Below are 15,756 nucleotides of genomic sequence, written 5' to 3'. Positions count from 1 at the left end.
AAGGAACACCATGTCCAAGCGCATCGACGTCAAAGACCTCAATGTCTACTACGGCAACTTCCTGGCCGTCGAGGACGTCAACATCAACATCCAGGCCAAGTCCGTCACGGCCTTCATCGGCCCGTCCGGCTGTGGCAAGTCCACCTTCCTCCGCACGCTGAACCGCATGCACGAGGTCCTTCCCGGCGCACGCGTCGAGGGCGAGGTCCTCCTGGACGGCGATAACCTCTACGGCCCCGGCGTGGACCCCGTAACCGTCCGCACCCAGGTGGGCATGGTCTTCCAGCGGCCCAACCCGTTCCCCACCATGTCCATCCGCGACAACGTGCTGGCCGGCGTGAAGCTGAACAACAAGAAGATCTCCAAGGGTGCAGCCGATGCCCTGGTGGAGAAGTCCCTGGTGGGCGCCAACCTCTGGAACGAGGTCAAGGACCGCCTGGACAAGCCCGGTTCCGGCCTTTCCGGTGGCCAGCAGCAGCGCCTTTGCATCGCCCGCGCCATTGCCGTGGAGCCCCAGGTGATCCTGATGGACGAGCCGTGCTCCGCCCTGGACCCCATCTCCACCTTGGCCGTTGAGGACCTCATCAACGAGCTCAAGGACCAGTACACCGTGGTGATCGTGACCCACAACATGCAGCAGGCTGCGCGTGTGTCGGACAAGACCGCGTTCTTCAACATCGCAGGCACCGGCAAGCCCGGCAAGCTGATCGAGTTCGCTGACACCACCAGCATCTTCAACAACCCTGGCCAGAAGGCAACGGAAGACTACGTCTCCGGCCGCTTCGGATAAGGGTTCTTGCAGGTTCCGGCTTCTTGGGGGGGAGTCGGCACAGAACGACGGCGACCGTCGCCTTGGGGGTACGGTCGCCGTCGTTTTTTTGTACCCAAGTAGGTCGCAGAAGAGCGCGTTTTGAGCCCGCTGAACGCGCTCTGCTGCTACTTACTTGGGTACGTGTGCCCGGGGGTTACAGGTCTGCGAGGGGCGAGAACGCCAGCTCCAGGACGAAGGCAGCTGCGGCTGTGACCAGCGGCGTGGCCACCCAGAACAACAGAATCCGCCGGACCAAGCGCCTGTTGACGGCGTGGAACCGCTGGTTGACGCCCGCACCCAGCACGGACGCCGTCAGCGTATGGGTGGTGGAGAGCGGCAGATGGAAGGCGATGGCGCCGACGAACAGCATCACGGAGGTCAGTGTTTGCGACACGAAGCCTCGCAGCGGATCCACCCTGATCAGCTTGTGGCCAAGGGTGTGGGAGATCCGCCAGCCGCCGAACATGGTCCCCGCGGTCAGCATGATGGCTGTGACCAACAGGATCCAGAGCGGCACATCGTTGCCGCCGGACAATCCCGCAGCCACCATGGCCAGCAGAATGACCGCCGCTGTGCGCTGGCCGTCCTGGAGCCCGTGGCCGAACGCGACGGCGGCGGCGGAGATGGCCTGCGCCCGGCGGAACCGCCGGTTGACCACGTTCGGCTGCGTGTAGCGGGCAGCCCACGTCACCGGCCACACCAGCAGGTAAGCCGCCACGAACGCGATGACAGGCGACAAGACCAGCGGCAGCGCCACTTGGGTGAGCAGGACGTTGTCCATGCCGCCTACCGCGTTGCCGCCTACCAGGACGCTTGCTGCCCCTGCGCCAATCAGGCCGCCCACCAGTGAGTTGGTGGAGGACAGCGGGATGCCGCGCCACCACGCGTACACACCCCACAGGATGGCTGCCGTGAGTGCCGAGGCGAGGATGGTCAGGCCGCTGGTGCCGCTGGGCAGCGTGATCCAGGACTGGGTGAAGGCAAGGATGAAAGTGCCGCTGAGCATGGCACCCACAAAGTTGAAAATGGCGGCCAGGAGCACCGCAATTGAAGGAGTGAGTGCGCGGGTCCGGGTGGACAGCGCGACGGCGTTGGAGACGTCGCGGAAGCCGTTCAGGAATGCGAACCCGGAAGCCAGGCCAACTACCAGGACCAGGATGGCGATGGTCACGTCATGATTCCTTGACGATGATGCTGCCTACCTGGGTGGCGACCTTCCGCATGTCCTTGGTAACTTCCACCAACTGGTTGGCGATGTCCCGGTGCCTCGCGTATTGCGTGGATTTCATGTCTTTGAGCATCTCGGCCACCCAGATCCGGTGGGTCCGTTCTGCGCGCTTGGCCAGCCGGAGGATCTCGATCCAATAGTCCTCAAGCTCGTCCAGGTCTTCGAGTTTCCGCATGGCATCCACAGTGAGCTCGGCCTGCCGGCTGATGATCTCCAGTTGGTCGGCTGCCCGTTTGGGGAGCCGGTCCAGCTTGTAGATGGCTACCAGGTCACCGGCGGCGTCGAGTTTCTCCATGGCCTCGGTGAGGTGGCGGGACAGCGTGTACATGTCCTCGCGGGGGAGGGGGTTCACAAAGCTTGTGCGCATGTGGGTCAGCAGGGCGAAGTGGAGGTCCAAGGACTTGGACTCGTGCTCGTGCAGTTCTTCGGCGAGGCGCTGGTGCTCGCTGGCGGGGGCTCCGAGAATTTCGGAGAGCGTCCCGGTGCCGGCCACGATCACGCTGGCCATCTGCGCGAGGAGGACGAGCCCGGCAGGTTCCTGGGGGAAAAGGCGCAGCTTCATATCGCTTTCCGGGCTGGGGACGGATGGGCGTGGGCGGCTTGACTTGACGCAGCCCATTTCGGTCCCAACTTTACCGGTCCGTTGGGGGCGTCCGCTCAGTACACGGGACGAGGCGGGGAGATGTCCCCATCGCAGAGCCTCCCGCACTGTGAAAGACTGGGAAAGCTCCGGATTAATCCACTCAATGGGGGAATTATGCGACTCAATAATGTTCTGAAAATCACCAGCCTCGCGGCAGCTGGAATGCTCGCGCTCAGTGCCTGCAGCACCACCACGGCGGGCTCGACGACGGGTGGTTCCGAATCGTCGTCGTCCGCGTCTTCTTCTTCGTCCGCGTCGGCGCCATCCTCCTCGCCGTCGGCCTCGCCGTCCGCCGCGTCTTCCGAAGGAACCGCGACCTCCTCCGGTGCTTACACCGCGGCGGCCTGGGCGCTCCCCATCTCAGATGCCGGCGAGAAGCTCGGGAACCTCAAGGGCGAGAGCTTCAGCGTGGACATCTACCAGGTGGCGACGGATGTGGCGTCCAAGGACAGCATGTTCGTGGACAAGGAAACCAAGGAGAACCTGCTGAAGAAGGGGGCGCCTGTGGTTTACCTGAACTACGTGGTCACCAATACTTCATCAGCAGATATTCCCCTGAGCCACTCCCTGGTCACCCCTTCGGCCAAGTACACGGACTGGAAGTACCTCGGCGGCATGCCGTCGGACTCCAGCAGTGACGGCTACAAGAAGCATGGGCTTTCCAGCAGCGGGACCAAGCTGAAGGAAAAGGCCCCGTTCGTGCTGAAGCCGGGGGAGTCGTTCAACATTGCGGAGAACTTCGCCTACACGGCCGGTAAGGAAACGGAGATCAAGGCGACCTTGACGCCCCAGGACGCCGCAGGCGATCTCGATCACGACAAGAAGGAAACGGCGGACACCACGGTCACGTTGAAGTAGTTCCTTGCAGCTTTGCCCGGGCTGGCCTGAGCGCCGGCCCGGGCAATCTGCGTTCGGGCATAAAAATGGTGCCGAACCGGATACGCCTCTCGGCGGTAGGCCGCTCGAAGCGGCTATAAGTTGAAGCCCGGGGGTTTCGCGGTTCGACACCAGTTTTAGTTTTCACCGTCCGGCGGTCTAAGTCAACATTGACAGTCCGGCGCCGGCGTGGGTACGTTTCGCCCTGTTTGCTGGCTAGTCCAGCTCGCCCAGGCGCCACGCGTTGGCCGCGTGCTCAAGGTCCTCGGCCGTTTTGACCAGCTGGTGCGAGTTGCGGGTCAGCTTGCTCGCATGGCCTTCATTGCTGTGCTCTGCGCCGTCGGCGAGGGTGGCTTGGCCCAGTGCTACTACGCGGCAGAAAGCGGCGGAACGTTCCAGCGCGACGTCGAACTCGCCGTCGAACGCGCCCGACAAAATGGCGTCAGCCATGGTCTTCATTTCGTCTGCTCCGGGCGGCTCTGCGGCACCTGCCACCACGTTGGAAACCTGCGCGGTATCGCGTCCGGCCCGGAAGTAGACGGAGATCTTCTCGGGGTTTTGGATGGTGGCGGCGCGGAGGGCGTAGAGCCGCCACAGTGCGCCCGGGAGGCTGCGCGCGGGGCTTTCCGCCCACATCTCGGCTATGGCTTCCAAGCCCTGCTCGTCGGCCAGTTTCACCAGGCGGTGGGTGACTTTGGGGTCGTCGCTGTCGCGGCCCCGCCTCACCAAGGCCTGCGCAGCAAGGTGGGCAGCCTCGGAAACCCGCGCGGGGTCTGCCCCGCCGGCGAACGGCTCAAAATCGATCGGAGCAAAAGGCTTGGGCTTGTGGTGCCTGTTTGCTCCGCCGTACGCGCGTGGTCCTGGCTGTTCGCTCATGAGTTCACCGTACTCCTGTGCTCTGGTGCGGTCGAGTAACGGTTGCCGGGCTGCGCCCTTGCCGGCGCTGTGCCTTCACCACCCACTTTGCCCCCGCCCAGGGCCCGACACGCCGCGGCCGCCGCGCGCCGCCGTCGAACGTTCACCCAAAGAAGGTGACGACGGCGCGTGTCCGGTTGAGTTCCTCGTCTGCCGTGACGTTGGGGTACAGTATTCATGGCTGTTTCTACAGCTGGAGGGGCCTTTAGCTCAGTTGGTAGAGCATCGGACTTTTAATCCGTGGGTCGTGGGTTCGATCCCCACAGGGCCCACCCTCCACGACAGGCCGGAGACCTTAAGTCTCCGGCCTGTTTTTATTTTCCCGGTCACGTCCCACACTCCGATTCCATCAGTTATGCTATTCGATGGATTAACTCTCTGGGCTGGTGCACAGTTATCAATGCGCGTAGGTGCGTTCAGCCAACGCGACCGGGAGTGAGCAGCCGTTGCGCGACGATGGCCGCGTGGGGACGCACTCCGGGGTCGGCGCGCGAGTGCGTGCCAATCACGCTGAAACCGGCTTCCTGCAACCGTCCCGACATCTCCTCCAGAGACCAGAAATAGGCAGGCGTCACTGCATGCGAGAACGACTCACCCGCCGGGCCATCGAAGAAGCCGATCAGGAGGCCACCGCCTGGTTTGAGGCAGCGGGCAAACTCATCCAGAACCCGGCTGATTTCAGCAGGGGGGATGTGGATCAGCGAGTACCAGGCGAGGATTCCCGCCAATGAGTCATCCGGCGCAGGCAGCCGTTGAAGTGACCCGACAGAAAACTGGGCATCCGGGCAGAATTGCTTGGCCGTCTCAATAAACTCCGGTACCAAGTCCACGCCTTGGACGTCCACCCCGGCGGAGTGCAGGAAAGCTGTCCACTGTCCGGGCCCACAGCCGGCGTCGATAACCTTCCCGGGCAATCCCCGGGCCCATGACAACACCAGCTCCCTATCGACCGGATGCGTGCTGCTGATGGACCCGAACAATGAGGTGTACTCGTCGGAACGCGCAGAATAGGCGGCTCTCACTGCTCCAAAGGACATGCGTCTCAGCCTAGGAGCCGGAACGCCCGCCAAGAAATCCCTTGACTCCCACACCAACACCCCGTCAGCATGGTTTCTATAACGTTGTAAATCGGCAAGCAAAACAAGTAGACAAGCAGACAAGGACCCACCCTTTGGGAAACCAAGACAAACCCACGGCCAAAATCACCATCGACCCCACCTTCGTTGTCGGTCCCGTCAGGAGGAAGACCTTCGGCGCCTTCGTTGAGCACCTCGGACGGTGCGTCTATACGGGCATTTTCGAGCCCGGGCACCCGAAAGCGGACGACGACGGTTTCCGCACCGACGTCCTCGACCTCACCAAGGAACTCGGCGTCTCCACAGTCCGGTACCCGGGCGGAAACTTCGTCTCGGGGTACCGCTGGGAAGACGGAGTGGGGCCCAAAGAAAACCGCCCAACAAGGCTCGACCTCGCCTGGCACTCCAGCGATCCCAACCTGGTGGGCGTGGACGAGTTCGCCAAGTGGTCGGAGAAGGCCGGCGTGGAACCCATGATGGCGGTCAACCTGGGTACCAGGGGCCCGCAGGAAGCGCTGGACCTGCTGGAGTACTCCAACATCAAGGGTGGAACGGCCCTTTCCGAACAGCGCAAGGCCCATGGCGCCGTCGCGCCTCACAACATCACCATGTGGTGCCTCGGGAACGAGATGGACGGCTTCTGGCAGATCGGCCACAAGAAGGCGGACGAGTACGCGCGGGTTGCCGCCGAAACGGCGCGGGCGATGCGCATGGTCAACCCGGACCTGGAACTGGTGGCTTGTGGAAGTTCCGGACCCACCATGCCCACGTTCGGCGAATGGGAGCGCGTGGTCCTCAATGAGACATACGAATTGGTGGACCTGATCTCGGCGCATCAGTACTTTGAGGATTTCGGTGACCTGCAGGAGCACCTGTCAGCCGGGCACCGGATGGAGGCGTTCATCAAGGACTTGGTCTCCCACATCGACCACGTGAAGTCGGCCAAAAAGTCTGGGAAGCAGATCAATATTTCCTTCGATGAATGGAACGTGTGGCACATGTCCCGCGACGAATCCAAGGCGCCCACAGGAGATGATTGGCCCGTGGCGCCGGTGCTGCTGGAGGACCGCTACACGGTTGCCGACGCCGTGGTGGTGGGAGACCTTCTCATCACGCTGCTGCGCAACACGGACCGCGTCCACTCCGCGAGCCTGGCTCAGCTGGTCAACGTGATCGCACCCATCATGACCGAGCCGGGCGGCCGGGCCTGGAGGCAGACCACGTTCCACCCGTTTGCGCTCACTTCGCAGAATGCCTCTGGCACGGTGTTGAACCTCGCCGTCGAATCCCCGCTGCTGGAGACCGAAAAGACGCCGGGCTTCACCGCCCTGTCAGCCGTGGCGACCTATGATGCAGAAGCCAAAGAGGCCGTGGTGTTCGCCGTGAACCGCTCGGCGTCGGACGCGCTGACGCTGGATGCCGCCGTCGGAAGCCTCAACGCAAGCAAAGTCATTGAGGCCGTCACCTACTCGAACAAGGACCCTTACTGGCAGGCCACTGCCGACGATTCGACGTCGGTCCTGCCGTCCGAGAACGTCAGTGTGAAGCTCGACGGCGGTCGCCTCACCGCCGGGCTTCCGGCCGTGAGCTGGACGATGATCCGGTTGTCGCTTGAGGACCAGAACAGCTGAAAGCTAGGCGATCTGCTGCGAGCCGTCGTGGAACATGGGGTACGCAGAGATCGGTGTGACCGTGGCTGAGGGAGTTGGCTCCGGTGCCTGCGCTGCAGGTGCCGGGGCCGGCTGGTCAACCGTGACTATCTCCATGGACTCCATGTCCAGGAGCCGGCGGCTTCCGGTATCGTCCGTCAGCCAGAAAAGGTCGGTGCCCGCGACGGTCTTCACCACGCTGCCCCGATGATAGAGGCGGCCGTTATGCCAAGCCTCGATGTAATCACCTGGACTTAATGGATGCGGTTCTTCCTTGCTGCCAGGCATGCTGCCGAATGCCTGCGCCAGGCTGGCCTGGGTCTTCAGTGCCTGAAAGAGATCCCTGTTTGCAATGCTCATTTTGCTCCCCTCAGCTCGCTTCGCTGTCCGATGGCCTTCAGCTGTGCGCCAATTGACTCCAGCTTTGCGCATGTTTGTTGCGGGGGCGTTGCACGGAAATGAGCGGCGTGTGACGGCTAAAGGAGGTCAGCGCACGTGATGGGATGTACTCAACGCGACAAATCAAAGGATGCCAATGCCCAGTGCTGTGACCCTCATTCGCTCTGAACAACTCAGCTCCGCAGCCCAGTACGCCTACGCGGCTACTGCGCCCGCGGAAGCCCGACTGATCTTCCTGGCGGGGTCCTGCCCGCTGAATGAGGACGGGACTACAGCAGGTCTTGGGGACTACAAAGCCCAAGCGGAAAAGTCGGTCGAAAACATGCTGCTCGCCTTGGAGGCCGCCGGAGCAGGAATAGGGGACGTCATTTCCACCCGCGTCCTCGTTGCATCGGCGCAGCAGGCAGACCTGATCACAGCGTGGGACGTGGTGCGTGCCGCATTCGGCGACCACGACGTCCCGAGCACCCTCATGGGCGTCACCGTCCTCGGCTACGACCACCAGCTGGTGGAGATCGAAGCCATCGCCGCCGTCATCGACTGACTCCAGACGGGTCTGATCTGCAACGATGTATGCCAACAGGACAAAAGGAGCACCTTGATGGCCGTCACCATGAACGACGTCGCGCGCGTTGCCGGGGTCTCGTTGAAGACGGTCTCCAATGTGATCAACAATTACGAGTTCATCCGGCCCGCCACCAAACAGCGCGTCCTGGACGCCATCGATGAGCTGGGCTACGAAACCAACCTGACGGCCCGCAGCCTTCGCTCTGGCAAGACCAGCATGCTCGGATTGGTCCTCGCCGACCTCTCCATCCCGTACTACGCGGAGTTGGCCTCGGACATCATGAAAGCCGCTTGGGCCCGGGGCTACCGTGTTCTGGTGGAGCAGTCCGGGAATGAGCCCGGGCACGAAAGGGCGGCGCTCCAAGGCCAGTTCCGCACCCTCACGGATGGCCTCCTTTTCATTCCACTTGCCCTGGACGCCGAGCAGATCATTGATGCGGCCGGCAAAAAGCCGCTGGTCCTGCTCGGCGAATACGTGCAGGATCCCCGGCTGGATATGGTCCTCATCCAAAACCACCGGGCGGCGGCAGCGGTCACCGCGCACCTGCTGGCAGGCGGCCGCCGTCGTATAGCCGTTTTGGGCGCGCACGACGGCGACACTACAGGCAGCAACGGCCTGCGCCTTGAGGGGTACAAAGCTGCGCTTGCTGACGCTGGCGTTGCGTACGATCCCGCCTTGGTGGTCGATTGCGATTGGCGGCGCGACGGAGGTGCTGAAGCCATCGGGAGGCTCTTGGACAGCGGTGTGGAATGTGATGCCGTCTTTGGGCTCAACGACGCCCTCGCCCTGGGAGCGCTTCACGAGCTCCTGGTCCGTGGCAGGAAGGTCCCGGAGGAGATCGCCGTTGCCGGTTTCGATGACATTGACGAGGCGAAGTTCGCCTCGCCGTCACTGACCACGGTGGCGCCGGGGCGCGCGGAAATTGCGGAGCGCGCCGTCGAACTCCTTATTAACCGGATCGAAAACAAGGATGCTACGCCCGCTGTGCAGCAGCCCGAGGCGTCGTTTGAGCTGCGGGTCAGGCAGTCCGCGCCGTAGGGCGCCGTTGTCCGGGCCGTTAGTGTTTGTGGAATGAACGTGATCCCCGCTGAAGTTGTTACCCCTGCTGTCATGATCGACCTCGATGTCCTTGACCGAAACATCGAACGCATGGCAGCAAGCATGCTCGGCAGAGGACTCAAGCTCCGGCCGCACGTCAAGACGCACAAGACCTTGGAGATCGCGCGAAAGCAGCTGTCAGCCGGGGCCGTCGGGATCACCGTTGCCACGATCGGCGAGGCCGAAGTCTTCGCAGCGGACGGCGTGAAGGACATCTTCATTGCGTACCCACTCTGGGTTGAAGCCCCGCATGCTGATCGCCTGCGGGCTTTGGCAGCAAAGAGCCGTGTAGCCGTCGGCGTCGATTCGGCGGACAGCGCGACGGCGATGGGTCGCCAACTCGGCGCGGGCGCAGCAAGCGTTGAGGTGCTGATCGAGGTGGACAGCGGACACCATCGCAGCGGCGTGCTGCCGGATGAAGTGGTGGCTGTTGCCGAAGCGGCGGCTGCTGCAGGACTGAGCGTGCAGGGCGTCTTCACGTTCCCCGGCCACAGCTACAAGCCCGGCATGCCGACTGGTGCGGCAAGCAACGAGAATGAGGCACTTGGCTTGGCTGCGACGGCCCTGACCTCGGCGGGCTTCGAGGTCACCACCATCAGCGGAGGATCCACGCCTACCGCCTTGATTGACGGCGAAACGGTGGCCACGGAGCTGCGTCCCGGAGTTTACGTGTTCGGCGATGCCCAGCAACTGGAGCTTGAACGGTGCACGTGGGACGACATCGCGTTAACCGTTGCAGCCACCGTCGTCAGCAGGCACGAAACCCGGGGTGGCAACGTCCGCCGGGTGGTGGTGGATGCCGGCAGCAAAATACTGGGCAGTGACCGCCCGGACTGGGCCACCGGCTACGGACGGCTTCCCGAATACCCCGAAGCCAAAGTGACTGCGCTGTCCGAGCACCACGCCACAGTTGTGTGGCCGGACTCCTCGGAACTGCCGCCTTTGGGCACACGGCTCAGGGTCATCCCCAACCACGTGTGCCTGACCATGAACCTCGTGGATGAAGTTACGGTGGTGCGCGATAATGCCGTGGTGGAGCAGTGGGCCGTGGCGGCTCGGGGGAGGAACAACTAGGTACCGTTTTGGTACCGTCGCTGCATGGCAATGAATCGGCGCGTTCCAAGACCTTGATCGTCGGCTGGAGAAGTTGGCAGCGGAGGAACACACCTCCAATTCTGCCCTCCTGTTGCGGGGATCAGGGTTGGTTTTACAGCGGCATGCGCGGCGACGTGAGATCAGTGAGGGTCTGGATTTCGTGATGAGTCACGATGCCGAGCTGCTGACGCGCCTTGAGGATGCGTGACAGCGTACCTGGGGGCGCGGCGCGGTCAGCCAACCGACTGCACGCTGCGGAACAGGGTGTGGAACTCCCGGTTGTGGTAGACCAGCGGGGCTGAATCGGCGGGGCTGAGCCGGATATCCACAACGGTTGCGGCCAGCAAGACAGAGCCACCCAGTGGTGCCCGATGAACGATTTCGCACCGCAGCGCCCATGGAGCTTCCCTGAGCAGGGGCTCGCCTGTGGGCAGCAGTTCCCAGTCCATGTCGCTGGTGAAGCGAGGGGCCGTGGGGTCGGAGAAGGTGCGCACGAGGTCCACCTGGTCCGCGCCCACCAGATGCACGACGATCGTTTGCGCGGCAGCGATATGCGAAGCTGACCGGCCGCCGGTGACGGAGAACGCCAGCGTCGGCGGATCCACCGCCACCGATGCCACCGAGGACGCCGTGAGCCCTACGGCTCCTTCCGGTCCTGACGCGGTGATGATGGCAACTCCTGCTGGATGAGAGCGGAAGGCGGCCTTGAAGAGCTCGCCGACCGGTTCTGCCGGCAAGGGGGTGTGATGGGACATTCATGAACCTTTGTGGGACTGGTTGGGGTTGGCGCCGCTTTGCGGACGCGCACCTGACCGATGTTATGACCTCAACTTAAGTTGAGGTCAATTCGGGTGAATTCGACCCCCGACTGAGACGAATTGGAAACGTAGCCGAAACTTCCGCTCCTTACGCTGAACACAATCTGTCCAAGTGCCCGGCGTCCAAGGAGAATCGATGCATCTTTTGCCCCGCGAGCAGGAGAAACTCATGATCGTGGTGGCTGCCGATCTCGCTCGGCGCCGCCAAGGGCGCGGACTGAAGTTGAACTACCCCGAGGCCGTGGCGATCATCAGCTACGAGCTCATCGAAGGCGCCCGGGACGGCCGGACGGTCGCCCAACTGATGAGCTACGGAACCACCCTGCTCCGCCGCGAAGACGTGATGGAAGGCGTGCCGGAGATGATCCACGACGTCCAGATCGAAGCCACCTTCCCTGACGGCACCAAGCTCGTCACCGTCCACCACCCCATCCGCTAGGAGCCTCCATGATCCCCGGTGAATACAGGCTCCAACCCGGTTCCATCGCGTGCAACAGCGGCCGTGAGGCAATCGCCGTCGAGGTAGTGAACCGCGGCGACCGCCCCGTCCAGATCGGGTCGCACTACCACTTTGCCGAGGCGAACCGCGCCCTGGAGTTCGACCGCGACGCCGCCTACGGCCGCCGCTTGGACATCCCGGCCGGCACCGCCGCGCGGTTCGAACCAGGCGACCGGAAGACTGTGGAGTTGATCGAAATTGCGGGGGCGCGCGAGGTCTTCGGGCTCAGTAACGCTGTCAATGGAAAGCTCGACGGCGGCACTCGCCTTAAAGGGGGCACCAAGTGAGCTTCGAGATTTCCCGCAAGCAATACTCCGAGCTGTACGGCCCGACGACGGGCGACGCCATCCGCTTGGCCGACACTGAACTGTTCCTCGAGATCGAGAACGACTACACGGCGTACGGCGAAGAAGTGGTGTTCGGCGGCGGCAAGGTCATCCGCGACGGCATGGGCCAGAACGGTCAGCTGACCCGCTCGGAGGACATCCCGGACACCGTCATCACCAATGTGATCGTCCTGGACTACAGCGGAATCTACAAGGCTGACGTAGCCCTCAAGGACGGGCACATCTTCAAGATCGGCAAGGCCGGCAACCCACAGATCGCCGACGGCGTGGACATCGTGATCGGTGCCAGCACGGAAATCATCGCCGGTGAACGGAAAATCCTCACCGCCGGCGGCATCGACACCCACATCCACTTCATCTCCCCGGAACAGGTTCCGGCAGCCCTGTGCAACGGCATCACCACCATGGTGGGCGGCGGCACCGGCCCGGCCGAAGGAACCAAAGCCACCACCATCACGCCAGGCGCCTGGCACATCTCCAGGATGCTCCAAGCCGCCGAGGGACTCCCCGTCAACATTGGCCTGTTCGGGAAGGGCCACGCATCCGCCGTCGAGCCCCTCGCCGAGCAGATCCGAGCCGGCGCCGTCGGGCTCAAAGTGCACGAGGACTGGGGCTCAACCACCTCGTCCATCGACATGTCCCTGCGCGTTGCCGACGAATACGACGTCCAAGTGGCCATCCACACCGACACCCTCAACGAGTGCGGCTTCGTGGAAGACACCATCAGGGCGATCGACGGTCGCGTCATCCACACCTTCCACACCGAAGGCGCCGGCGGCGGGCACGCCCCGGACATCATCAAGATCGCCGGCCTGCCCAACGTCCTCCCCGCCTCCACCAACCCCACACTGCCGTACACCCGCAACACGATCGAAGAGCACCTGGACATGCTCATGGTCTGCCACCACCTCAACCCGGACATCCCGGAAGACGTCGCGTTCGCAGACTCCCGCATCCGTGCCGAAACCATCGCTGCCGAGGACGTCCTGCACGACCTCGGCATCTTCGCGATCACCTCGTCCGACTCCCAGGCCATGGGCAGGGTCGGCGAAGTAGTAACGCGGACCTGGCAGGTGGCCGACGCCATGAAACGCCAGCGCGGTGTGCTGAAGGACCCGACCGGTGCTGCCCATGGCTCCGCCGAATCGGACAACTTCCGGCTCAAACGCTACGTCGCCAAATACACCATCAACGCAGCCATCGCCCAAGGCATGGCAGACGTCATCGGCTCCGTGGAAGAAGGCAAGTTCGCGGACCTCGTCCTCTGGGACCCGGCGTTTTTCGGAGTGAAACCCGAGCTCGTCATCAAAGGTGGCCAGATCGCCTACGCCCTCATGGGCGATGCCAACGCCTCCATCCCCACACCCCAACCCCGCACCATGCGGCCCATGTTCGCCACGTACGGCAAGGCATTGCAGCAGACGTCCATCACCTTCCTGTCCAAGGCAGCGATCGACGCCGGTGTGCCCGCCGAACTCGGCCTCGAACGCATCATCAAACCCGTGACCGGCATCCGCAACCTCACCAAAGCGGACCTCAAATACAACGGCGAAACCCCGGACATCGCCGTCGACCCCGAAACGTACAAAGTGAGCGTCGACGGCGTCGAAGTCACCTCCCAACCCTCCGACGTGCTGCCCATGGCACAGCGCTACTTCCTCTTCTAAGCCGTTTAGGAAACCACATGATTATCGAAAAAATCCTCGGCAACCTCCACGAACAACCCAACGCCTACGCCGGGCACCACAAAGAGAAAGTAGTCCTCCCCAGCGCACTGCTGGTCAAACGCATCCAACGCGTCACCACCGACCACGGCAAAGAACTCGGCATCCGCCTCCCCGCCGGCACCGGCGACCTCCGCGACGGCGACATCCTCGCCATCAGCGACGCCAACCTCATCGTGGTCTCCGTACTGCCCACCGACGTCCTGGTGATCGGGCCGCGCAGCATCCACGAAATGGGGGTGGTGGCGCATTCACTCGGCAACCGGCACTTGCAGGCACAATTCTTCGATGCCACTTCCGAGTACGGGGCCGAGGTCATGGTTTGCCAGTATGACCACACGGTCGAGGACTTTCTGAAGAGCGTCGACGTCCCCTACGACAGGCAAGAGCGGGTCATGCCGGTGCCCTTCCGCCATGCTGAACATTCGCACTAGGCAGATATCGGTGCTGGCTTTTGGGGTTGGCAAGCCTCCGGCGGGTGATAGGGGCCGTACCCGTCCCCAGCCGCTCCCAACCTTCGCAAGCTCAGGTCGGGGCCCTCGCGTCTGTGGGCCCCCCACGTTGCCCTCCACACCGCGGCCCCTATCACCCGCCTCCGCTTGTCGAGCCCGATTCCAGCGCGGTGGGCTTTGAGCGCCGGATATCAGCTTGCTCTTCAACAGTTGACTGACTCTGCGTTGCCTACGGGGGCGTTTGCTCATTCTTTGGGGTTTGAGAGCTATATCGAGCGTGAGTTGGTGCGTGATGAGGGGTCTTTTGGGGTTTGGTTGGGGGCTTTTGTGGGGCAGCAGTTGACCTATTCGGAGGGGTTGGCTATGCGCTTCCTTTATGAGGGGGTGGATGTTGGTTTGTTGGATTCTGTTCTTTCTGCGCAGTTGTTGGCTCGGGAGGTTCGGGAGGCTTCGCTCAAGATGGGGGGACGGCTGCTGGAGATTGGTGGGGAGGTGTTCCCATCGGGGGAGTTGGAAGCGTATCGGGAGTTGGTTCGTGGGGGTGGGGCCGAGGGGCATCAGCCCTTGGCTTTTGGGGTGATCGCGCGGTCGTTGGGGATTCCCTTTGAGGCGGCGCTCTCTGCGTATTTGTTCGCGACGGTGACTTCCCTGACGCAGAACGCCGTGCGTGCCATTCCGCTCGGGCAGAACGCCGGGCAGCGGGTACTTCGCCAGGCGCACGACGCCGTTGCTGCCGCCGTCCAGGATGTAGCACAGCTGTGCTGGGACGACTATGGGGCAGTCAGCCCCGGACTTGAAATTTCACAAATGCGGCACGAACGGCAACGCGCCCGCATGTTCATGAGCTAGCTAGTGCAAAGGACAGAAAACATGACAGAACCCATCAAGATCGGCGTCGGCGGACCCGTCGGAGCAGGCAAAACCCAGTTGGTGGAACGCATCACCCGGCACATGAGCGGCGACATCTCCATGGCCGCCATCACCAACGACATCTACACCATCGAAGACGCCAAAATCCTCGCCGCCAACGGCATCCTCCCCGAAGACCGCATCATCGGCGTCGAAACCGGCGGCTGCCCCCACACCGCCATCCGCGAAGACACCTCCATGAACACCGCCGCGATCGAAGAACTCAAAGCCAGGCACCCCGACCTCCAAGTCATCTTCGTCGAATCCGGCGGCGACAACCTCTCCGCCACCTTCAGCCCCGAACTCGTCGACTTCTCCATCTACATCATCGACGTCGCCCAAGGCGAAAAAATCCCCCGCAAAGCCGGGCAAGGCATGATCAAGTCCGACCTGTTCATCATCAACAAGACGGACCTGGCACCCCATGTGGGGGCGGACCTGGCCGTCATGGAGAGGGATTCCAAGGAGTTCCGCGGAAATAAGCCGTTCTGCTTCACGAACCTCAAGACGGACGAAGGGTTGGACGCCGTCCTCAACTGGATTCGGCGGGACGTCCTGATGCTCGACTTGGCCCAATGATCCGACTCGAGTCTGCGGTCGTCTCGCCGGGGGCGGCGCCCGCGGATGAAGGGGGCCGTGCCCGCTTCGC

At 63.0% G+C, this 15,756-nt stretch carries 18 protein-coding genes and 1 tRNA gene; 13 read left to right on the top strand and 6 right to left on the bottom strand.

The window, feature by feature from the left end:
• The first annotated feature begins 10 nt into the window (after positions 1-10).
• Positions 11-790, top strand: a complete 780-nt coding sequence (pstB, locus tag ACIQLI_RS02725; RefSeq protein ID WP_011772968.1) for a phosphate ABC transporter ATP-binding protein PstB — start codon at positions 11-13, stop codon at positions 788-790.
• A gap of 175 nt (positions 791-965) precedes the next feature.
• Here the strand turns inward: pstB and ACIQLI_RS02720 are convergent, their stop codons facing one another.
• Complete coding sequence (locus ACIQLI_RS02720) at positions 966-1,982, bottom strand: anion permease (protein ID WP_400384698.1); 1,017 nt, start codon at positions 1,980-1,982, stop codon at positions 966-968.
• 1 nt (position 1,983) lies between these two features.
• Positions 1,984-2,601 (bottom strand): DUF47 domain-containing protein, encoded by a 618-nt coding sequence (locus tag ACIQLI_RS02715; RefSeq protein ID WP_400384696.1) that lies wholly within the window; start codon positions 2,599-2,601, stop codon positions 1,984-1,986.
• 195 nt (positions 2,602-2,796) lie between these two features.
• Between ACIQLI_RS02715 and ACIQLI_RS02710 the strand changes: the two genes are divergently transcribed.
• On the top strand, positions 2,797-3,540 hold the full coding sequence (locus ACIQLI_RS02710) for a hypothetical protein (RefSeq protein ID WP_400384694.1): 744 nt from the start codon (positions 2,797-2,799) through the stop codon (positions 3,538-3,540).
• Positions 3,541-3,774: 234 nt separating this feature from the next.
• Here ACIQLI_RS02710 and ACIQLI_RS02705 read toward each other — a convergent pair whose 3' ends face one another.
• A complete protein-coding gene (locus ACIQLI_RS02705; protein ID WP_311211734.1) occupies positions 3,775-4,434 on the bottom strand; it encodes a hypothetical protein in 660 nt (219 codons plus the stop codon).
• A gap of 238 nt (positions 4,435-4,672) precedes the next feature.
• On the opposite strand from ACIQLI_RS02705, the gene ACIQLI_RS02700 reads away from it, so the two are divergent.
• Positions 4,673-4,745 (top strand) — tRNA-Lys (locus ACIQLI_RS02700).
• Positions 4,746-4,889: 144 nt separating this feature from the next.
• Here the strand turns inward: ACIQLI_RS02700 and ACIQLI_RS02695 are convergent.
• The gene (locus ACIQLI_RS02695) at positions 4,890-5,510 is read right to left on the bottom strand and encodes a class I SAM-dependent methyltransferase (protein WP_400384692.1); all 621 of its coding nucleotides are present in this window, start codon (positions 5,508-5,510) and stop codon (positions 4,890-4,892) included.
• Between the two features lie 134 nt (positions 5,511-5,644).
• Here ACIQLI_RS02695 and ACIQLI_RS02690 point away from each other — a divergent pair, with 134 nt between their 5' ends.
• The gene (locus ACIQLI_RS02690; protein ID WP_400384690.1) at positions 5,645-7,180 is read left to right on the top strand and encodes an alpha-N-arabinofuranosidase; all 1,536 of its coding nucleotides are present in this window, start codon (positions 5,645-5,647) and stop codon (positions 7,178-7,180) included.
• Between the two features lie 3 nt (positions 7,181-7,183).
• On the opposite strand, the gene ACIQLI_RS02685 is transcribed toward ACIQLI_RS02690, so the two are convergent.
• Positions 7,184-7,558 carry a hypothetical protein gene (locus ACIQLI_RS02685; protein ID WP_311211727.1) on the bottom strand — a complete coding sequence of 125 codons (375 nt, stop codon included), beginning with the start codon at positions 7,556-7,558 and terminating at the stop codon, positions 7,184-7,186.
• Positions 7,559-7,733: 175 nt separating this feature from the next.
• Here ACIQLI_RS02685 and ACIQLI_RS02680 point away from each other — a divergent pair, with 175 nt between their 5' ends.
• Genes ACIQLI_RS02680 through ACIQLI_RS02670 form a run of 3 tightly spaced genes read left to right on the top strand, consistent with a single transcriptional unit; the run spans position 7,734 to position 10,337 of the window.
• Positions 7,734-8,141: a RidA family protein gene (locus ACIQLI_RS02680; protein WP_400384688.1), complete on the top strand. Its 408-nt coding sequence runs from the start codon at positions 7,734-7,736 to the stop codon at positions 8,139-8,141.
• A gap of 57 nt (positions 8,142-8,198) precedes the next feature.
• Complete coding sequence (locus ACIQLI_RS02675; protein WP_400384686.1) at positions 8,199-9,203, top strand: LacI family DNA-binding transcriptional regulator; 1,005 nt, start codon at positions 8,199-8,201, stop codon at positions 9,201-9,203.
• A gap of 33 nt (positions 9,204-9,236) precedes the next feature.
• Positions 9,237-10,337: a D-TA family PLP-dependent enzyme gene (locus ACIQLI_RS02670; protein WP_400384684.1), complete on the top strand. Its 1,101-nt coding sequence runs from the start codon at positions 9,237-9,239 to the stop codon at positions 10,335-10,337.
• 254 nt (positions 10,338-10,591) lie between these two features.
• Here ACIQLI_RS02670 and ACIQLI_RS02665 read toward each other — a convergent pair whose 3' ends face one another.
• Positions 10,592-11,113, bottom strand: coding sequence for a flavin reductase family protein (locus ACIQLI_RS02665; protein ID WP_400384682.1), 522 nt, complete (start codon positions 11,111-11,113; stop codon positions 10,592-10,594).
• Positions 11,114-11,312: 199 nt separating this feature from the next.
• Here ACIQLI_RS02665 and ACIQLI_RS02660 point away from each other — a divergent pair, with 199 nt between their 5' ends.
• The 6 genes from ACIQLI_RS02660 (at position 11,313) to ureG (ending at position 15,686) form a co-directional block, all read left to right on the top strand.
• On the top strand, positions 11,313-11,615 hold the full coding sequence (locus ACIQLI_RS02660) for an urease subunit gamma (protein ID WP_354231778.1): 303 nt from the start codon (positions 11,313-11,315) through the stop codon (positions 11,613-11,615).
• 8 nt (positions 11,616-11,623) lie between these two features.
• Positions 11,624-11,962 carry an urease subunit beta gene (locus ACIQLI_RS02655; RefSeq protein WP_400384680.1) on the top strand — a complete coding sequence of 113 codons (339 nt, stop codon included), beginning with the start codon at positions 11,624-11,626 and terminating at the stop codon, positions 11,960-11,962.
• Positions 11,959-13,689 (top strand): urease subunit alpha, encoded by a 1,731-nt coding sequence (ureC, locus tag ACIQLI_RS02650; protein ID WP_400384678.1) that lies wholly within the window; start codon positions 11,959-11,961, stop codon positions 13,687-13,689. Before ACIQLI_RS02655 ends, ureC begins: the two co-directional genes overlap by 4 nt.
• A gap of 17 nt (positions 13,690-13,706) precedes the next feature.
• The gene (gene ureE, locus ACIQLI_RS02645) at positions 13,707-14,180 is read left to right on the top strand and encodes an urease accessory protein UreE (RefSeq protein WP_400384676.1); all 474 of its coding nucleotides are present in this window, start codon (positions 13,707-13,709) and stop codon (positions 14,178-14,180) included.
• A gap of 195 nt (positions 14,181-14,375) precedes the next feature.
• Complete coding sequence (locus tag ACIQLI_RS02640; RefSeq protein WP_400384674.1) at positions 14,376-15,047, top strand: urease accessory protein UreF; 672 nt, start codon at positions 14,376-14,378, stop codon at positions 15,045-15,047.
• A gap of 21 nt (positions 15,048-15,068) precedes the next feature.
• Entirely contained in the window at positions 15,069-15,686 is a 618-nt protein-coding gene (gene ureG, locus ACIQLI_RS02635; RefSeq protein WP_400384672.1) for an urease accessory protein UreG, read from the top strand.
• The last annotated feature ends 70 nt before the right edge of the window (positions 15,687-15,756 follow it).

The organism is Paenarthrobacter sp. NPDC091669 (assembly GCF_044756725.1).
In the GTDB taxonomy this organism is placed as follows: Bacteria; Actinomycetota; Actinomycetes; order Actinomycetales; family Micrococcaceae; genus Arthrobacter; species Arthrobacter bambusae_C.
This window is presented reverse-complemented; position numbering and strand designations above follow the sequence as displayed.

Excerpts from the sequence above, each read along its gene's own strand:
- ACIQLI_RS02665 (WP_400384682.1), bottom strand. The coding sequence starts at position 11,113 with ATGTCCCATCACACCCCCTTGCCGGCAGAACCGGTCGGCGAGCTCTTC.
- ACIQLI_RS02660 (WP_354231778.1), top strand. The coding sequence starts at position 11,313 with ATGCATCTTTTGCCCCGCGAGCAGGAGAAACTCATGATCGTGGTGGCT.
- ACIQLI_RS02705 (WP_311211734.1), bottom strand. The coding sequence starts at position 4,434 with ATGAGCGAACAGCCAGGACCACGCGCGTACGGCGGAGCAAACAGGCAC.
- ACIQLI_RS02675 (WP_400384686.1), top strand. The coding sequence starts at position 8,199 with ATGGCCGTCACCATGAACGACGTCGCGCGCGTTGCCGGGGTCTCGTTG.
- ACIQLI_RS02695 (WP_400384692.1), bottom strand. The coding sequence starts at position 5,510 with ATGTCCTTTGGAGCAGTGAGAGCCGCCTATTCTGCGCGTTCCGACGAG.
- ACIQLI_RS02710 (WP_400384694.1), top strand. The coding sequence starts at position 2,797 with ATGCGACTCAATAATGTTCTGAAAATCACCAGCCTCGCGGCAGCTGGA.
- ureE (WP_400384676.1), top strand. The coding sequence starts at position 13,707 with ATGATTATCGAAAAAATCCTCGGCAACCTCCACGAACAACCCAACGCC.
- ACIQLI_RS02670 (WP_400384684.1), top strand. The coding sequence starts at position 9,237 with ATGAACGTGATCCCCGCTGAAGTTGTTACCCCTGCTGTCATGATCGAC.
- ACIQLI_RS02685 (WP_311211727.1), bottom strand. The coding sequence starts at position 7,558 with ATGAGCATTGCAAACAGGGATCTCTTTCAGGCACTGAAGACCCAGGCC.
- pstB (WP_011772968.1), top strand. The coding sequence starts at position 11 with ATGTCCAAGCGCATCGACGTCAAAGACCTCAATGTCTACTACGGCAAC.
- ACIQLI_RS02680 (WP_400384688.1), top strand. The coding sequence starts at position 7,734 with ATGCCCAGTGCTGTGACCCTCATTCGCTCTGAACAACTCAGCTCCGCA.
- ureG (WP_400384672.1), top strand. The coding sequence starts at position 15,069 with ATGACAGAACCCATCAAGATCGGCGTCGGCGGACCCGTCGGAGCAGGC.
- ACIQLI_RS02715 (WP_400384696.1), bottom strand. The coding sequence starts at position 2,601 with ATGAAGCTGCGCCTTTTCCCCCAGGAACCTGCCGGGCTCGTCCTCCTC.
- ACIQLI_RS02655 (WP_400384680.1), top strand. The coding sequence starts at position 11,624 with ATGATCCCCGGTGAATACAGGCTCCAACCCGGTTCCATCGCGTGCAAC.